Origin of the sequence: Methylobacterium sp. SD274 (assembly GCF_017355285.1) — a bacterium.
Classification (GTDB): Bacteria; Pseudomonadota; Alphaproteobacteria; order Rhizobiales; family Beijerinckiaceae; genus Methylobacterium.
The window spans coordinates 1-4,663 of sequence record NZ_JADIJP010000063.1 but is presented as its reverse complement, the minus strand read 5'-3'; the positions used below and the strand labels follow the sequence as shown (position 1 = coordinate 4,663).

The following is a 4,663-nucleotide window of genomic DNA, read 5'->3' as shown; positions in this document are numbered from 1 at the left end:
GCCGGCGCCGAACAGCGCCAATGCCGCGAGCATCCCAAGCAAGAATGATTTCGTCCGTGCCATCGCGACCACCTCGTCCAACGAGGACCACGATGCCGCCACGCTTCCTGAGCCGCGCTGAAGCGGATACGCGCAATTTTATCGATTCGGCCCTGGGACGGAGCTCCTGCGGGTCAGAGCCAATCACCCGCTGAATCGAAGACTCGCATTCGCGCGGTGGCGATCAGGAAGTCGTAACCATGGCGAGGCGGGATCGACCGACGACGATTGCGGCCCCGCTCTCGCCGGACGCCGTGGCTGTCGCGACGGAGGGGGGAGACAGGCCGAAACGGCCAGCCGGCGCGGGACGCATTGGGGAGGTCCTGTCGCGACGACGCCGACCTTCGGGCGAGCGCCATGCCGGCAGAACCCGCAGACGGAGCGCCCTCAACCGGAGAGGCGGGACGACGCTCTCAGAGCGTCAGGCCTTCATGGAACAGGTCGGGCGAGATCGGCAGCATGAAGCCCACGCCGATGCCGCCCTCGAAGTAACGCACCACGCGCCCCGGTGTCCGCCCGACCATGACGCTCATGCCAACGGGCGGCTGGGCCTGGGTCGAGAGGGCGACGCCGGACAGGGAGACGTCGATGATGCGGGCCGCGACCTCGCGCCCGTTCTCGAGCTTCAGGAGCACGCCTGTCTCCTGTGGCGTGAGACGTTCGTGGTTGCGGCCTTCGGGCAGGCCGAGCGCCTCACGGTTGGAGATCCAGGTGAGCTGAGACGCGATCTTGTCGCGCTTGCGCTGGGTCGCGCTCAGGCGGACGGCCATGCCCCCGCTGGGAAACCGGGCGATGGTCCCTTCGATCCGCCCGATACGCTCGAGATACAGCACGACGCGCTCGTCGAGTTCGCCCAGGACCGCGCAAATCAGGCGCACGCCGCCCGGAGACATGTCGACCGTCTGGCAAGGATATTCACGCCGGTCGGCAAGCATGTAGCGGCCGAGGAGGGAGACTTGGACGCGCTGATGCCGACGCAGATCCGACGGCCGCAACAGGCGGACCGGCTTGGTTTCAGCGGGCGCGAACTTGGTTTCAGCGGGCGCGAAAGCCTCGATCATCGCGAAATCCGCACTCGGGTTCGATCGTCGTCAGCACAATTCTACAGGTCGGCTCGTTACGAAAATCTTTGCCGAAGACAGATCAGTCTCTCGATCGGTCCATTGAAGTACCGATCAGGCCCGTCCGCCGGGATGCACCATGAGATGTCCGCGCCGCACCGGAACGCTGTCATTGGCCGGTTCGGGCAGGTTCCTGAGGCTGGAGGCGGCATCGTTCCTGGCGAGATCGATGACGTCGTAGGTCGGGTCGAGGACGCGGAGGGAGATGGATTCGAGCCGCGTCACGGGCCGAAGCCCCAGCCATTGCGGAACGACTTTCGGGCTCAGCGCCCCGAACATGCGGACCTGGGTCTGCCCACGATGGCGCAGGGGGAGAAGCAGGAGTTCGAGGTCGATCTGTTCGTCCCTCTGGGTCATCCCGCGCAGCCCCGCGACGATCCCCACCGTATCGACCGCCACCGTCTCTACGAGGCGCCAGGGATCGGCCTGTCCCGCACCCCAGATGTCGCCGAAGGCGCTGCCGCGCAATTCGCGCCCGAACAGGGCGCAGACGCGGGTCCCCGCGAGCCGGACCGTCGCGGCCGACCGCGCCATGTCGAGTTCGAGGATGAGGCTCTCGGAGAGGAGGTTGCGGATCTCGCCGGGCTCGATCTCGCTCCTCTCGGGCGCGGCCCGCGTACCACGAAGCCGGTCCCAGTAATGATAGAGCATACGGCTGGTCGGATGCTTCATGGCGTCCCGTCGTGGCACGGTCCCGCTGGGACCTGTTCGAAATCGGCCCGATCCATCCGGCGCTGGACACAGCTGCCGGTTCGGTTAACAAGCCTGCCGCACACTCTATGCCCGTCCAAGGCGGTACGCTCGCTTAAGCTCTGATTAGGGTTAACGCGGCGGGGGAAACGCTGCCGCCCGGCACCCATCGCGGCGATGTCCTGCATCGTCGGACCGTTCGGGTCGTGGAGGACTGCGCCCGAATCGCGCATCGCTCGCCTGAATTTGCATGGGCCGGGGGCTTGCGGCGGCGGCATCCGCGCCGACATGGTGGCGCCATGGATGCCATGCCCGATCTGCCGCGCCAAAGCCGCGTCCCCGTCTTCAACATGCCCGGCGCGGTGACGGCCTCGATCGCCCTCCTGCTCGGCCTCCATGCCCTGCGGGAATTCGTTCTCCCGGACGAATGGGACATCACGCTTCTGCTGAACCTGGCCCTGATCCCGGGCCGTTGGCTCGCCTCGGTGGACCCGGACCGGGCCGCGGAGATCCTGTCGGCCGCCTCCTCGGCAATAGGCGATACGGATGTGGTCCAGGCCCGTGCGGCCTTCGCGCAATACGTGGTGGCCAACCCGTCCGCGAGCCTCTGGACCTTCGCCAGCTATGCGTTGCTGCACGGCTCGTGGACGCATGTCATTTTCAACGTGGTCTGGCTCGCCGCCTTCGGCTCCCCCGTGGCGCGGCGATGCGGCCCCTGGCGCTATGGCCTCCTCGGCCTCATCGGCGCGGTGGCGGGAGGCGTGCTCCACGTGGCGATCGACCCGTTGAGCACGGCCCCGCTGATCGGCGCCTCGGCCGCTGTCTCGGCGCTGATGGCCGCCGCCGCGCGCTTCGTGTTCCAGCCGCCGCCATCCTTCCATGCCAGCCAGCCCTGGCAGCACGCCGCCCAGCCGCCGCTCCAGACCATCCCCGAGCTCCTGCGCAATCGCACGGCGGTGATGTTCCTCGGCATCTGGCTCGTCACCAACTTCGTCTTCGGGATCATCTCGCTGCCGCTGGGCGCGGAATCCTCGACCGTGGCATGGGACGCCCATCTGGGCGGGTTCCTGGCAGGATTTTTCCTCTTTCCGGTGTTTGACCGCTTAGGAGGCGGAAAAGCGTAATTTTTCCGCATGTTTTGGCATCGGAAGGCCGGTCCCGTGGGTTGTCACATCAGACATGACATCACACAATTCCGTGATGCGCCGGGATCAACCCGGCCCGCGAAACAGCCTATGGGAGATCATGGTCATGACCGTCGCACGCATCCTTTCCGAGAAGGGCGGCTCAGTCGTCACTGTGGAGCCGAACCGGACCCTGGACGACGCCATCCATCTCCTCGCCGAGAAGCGGATCGGCGCCATCGTGGTGAGCAATGACGAGGGTGCCGTCCTCGGCATCCTGTCCGAGCGGGACATCATCCGGGCCCTGTCCCGCCAGGGAGCGGGGGCGTTCGATGCGCCGATCTCGCAGCACATGACGGCGTCGGTGACCACCTGCACCCGGTCGAGCACCGTCGAGGAGGTCATGCAGTTGATGACCGACGGGCGCTTCCGCCATGTGCCGGTGGTCGAGGACGGGCGGCTCGCTGGCCTCGTCTCTATCGGTGACGTGGTCAAGCGCCGGATCGCCGCCGTGGAGGCGGAGCACCAGGCCATGCGCGACTACATCACCATGGCCTGACACGGCGTCGGGGATCCCTCACGCGGAGCGGAGGGGCCCCGGCAGGGTCAGACCCGCTCGGCCGCCAGGGTAATGAGTTCCCTGATGCGCGGCAGGGCGGCCTTGGCCGCTTCCCGCCCGAGGAAGATCGCCTCTTCGGCGCGGTGGAACTCGAACAAGCCCATCTCCGCGAGGCGCGGGGACAGCATGAGATCCGGCGGGTCCCGCTCCAGCCTCGCCCGCGAGATCCGGTCCTGGGTGATGTTGAACGCGTCGAACATCACGCGCCCCATGCCGGGAGGGCCGGGCTCGCGGGGCGGGGCAGGGCGTGGCGCCGGCCCGCGCCGACCGGTGCCGCGCATGCGGTTCAGCAGGTTCCATCCCCGGCGCGACGTGGTGAGGGGCAGGGCCGGCGAGGCAGCCCCGTCGCCGTCAGGCCCGATCACCAGACCGGGCTCGGCCCGCGGATCGCCGTTGAGGTTCACGCAGATCACCAGTTCGGCCCCGAGCCCGCGCGCGAGCTTGACCGGAACCGGATTCACCAGCGTTCCGTCCATCATCAGGCGCCCGTCGAGACGCACCGGGGGAAACAGGCCGGGGAGGGCGTAAGAGGCCCGGATCGCCTCCACCAGGGAGCCACGGGTCAGCCAGACCTCGTCGCCCGAGCCGAGATCCGTCGCGACGCTGGCGAAGCGGATCGGCAGGTTCTCCACCCGCCGCGTGCCGAGATCGCCTTCGAGGCGGCGCTTCAACCGCTCGCCGGCGATGAGGCCCGACCCCAGACGCAGGTCGAGGAGCCCCATGACCCGCCGCCTCGTCAGCGACAGGGCGAAATCCTTGAGGAGATCGAGCTTGCCGGCGGCGTAGCAGCCCCCCACGACGGCACCGATGGAGCAGCCCGCCACCATGTCGGGGTGGATGCCGGCCTCTTCCAGCACCTCGATGACGCCGATATGCGCCCAGCCCCGCGCGGAACCGCCGCCCAGAGCCAGACCGATTCGTGGTCCCGACGGCTTCGGTTCGGCCACGGGCTCGACACTGCCCCGTGGAAAGACCGGCTTCTGCGACAGGGTGGACAGCATGCCCTGGCGGTAGAGGGCGACCCCGCGAAAGGACAGCCCATCCCAGGTCACGGCCCGGCGGGTCCGAGC

The 4,663-nt window shown here is 68.1% G+C and carries 5 protein-coding genes; 2 read left to right on the top strand and 3 right to left on the bottom strand.

Features of this window, described 5'->3' with window-relative positions:
* Positions 1–452 precede the first annotated feature (452 nt).
* Positions 453–1,100, bottom strand: a complete 648-nt coding sequence (locus IPV08_RS24155; protein WP_246748225.1) for a PilZ domain-containing protein — start codon at positions 1,098–1,100, stop codon at positions 453–455.
* Between the two features lie 114 nt (positions 1,101–1,214).
* Positions 1,215–1,832 carry a PAS domain-containing protein gene (locus IPV08_RS24150; protein WP_207414380.1) on the bottom strand — a complete coding sequence of 206 codons (618 nt, stop codon included), beginning with the start codon at positions 1,830–1,832 and terminating at the stop codon, positions 1,215–1,217.
* Positions 1,833–2,149: 317 nt separating this feature from the next.
* Between IPV08_RS24150 and IPV08_RS24145 the strand changes: the two genes are divergently transcribed.
* Together IPV08_RS24145 and IPV08_RS24140 are read left to right on the top strand one after the other, a co-directional pair.
* Positions 2,150–2,974: a rhomboid family intramembrane serine protease gene (locus IPV08_RS24145; protein WP_207414378.1), complete on the top strand. Its 825-nt coding sequence runs from the start codon at positions 2,150–2,152 to the stop codon at positions 2,972–2,974.
* A 127-nt stretch (positions 2,975–3,101) separates the two neighbouring features.
* Positions 3,102–3,533, top strand: a complete 432-nt coding sequence (locus tag IPV08_RS24140) for a CBS domain-containing protein (RefSeq protein WP_026175981.1) — start codon at positions 3,102–3,104, stop codon at positions 3,531–3,533.
* Between the two features lie 47 nt (positions 3,534–3,580).
* On the opposite strand, the gene IPV08_RS24135 is transcribed toward IPV08_RS24140, so the two are convergent.
* A complete protein-coding gene (locus IPV08_RS24135; protein ID WP_207414382.1) occupies positions 3,581–4,594 on the bottom strand; it encodes a patatin-like phospholipase family protein in 1,014 nt (337 codons plus the stop codon).
* Positions 4,595–4,663 lie beyond the last annotated feature (69 nt).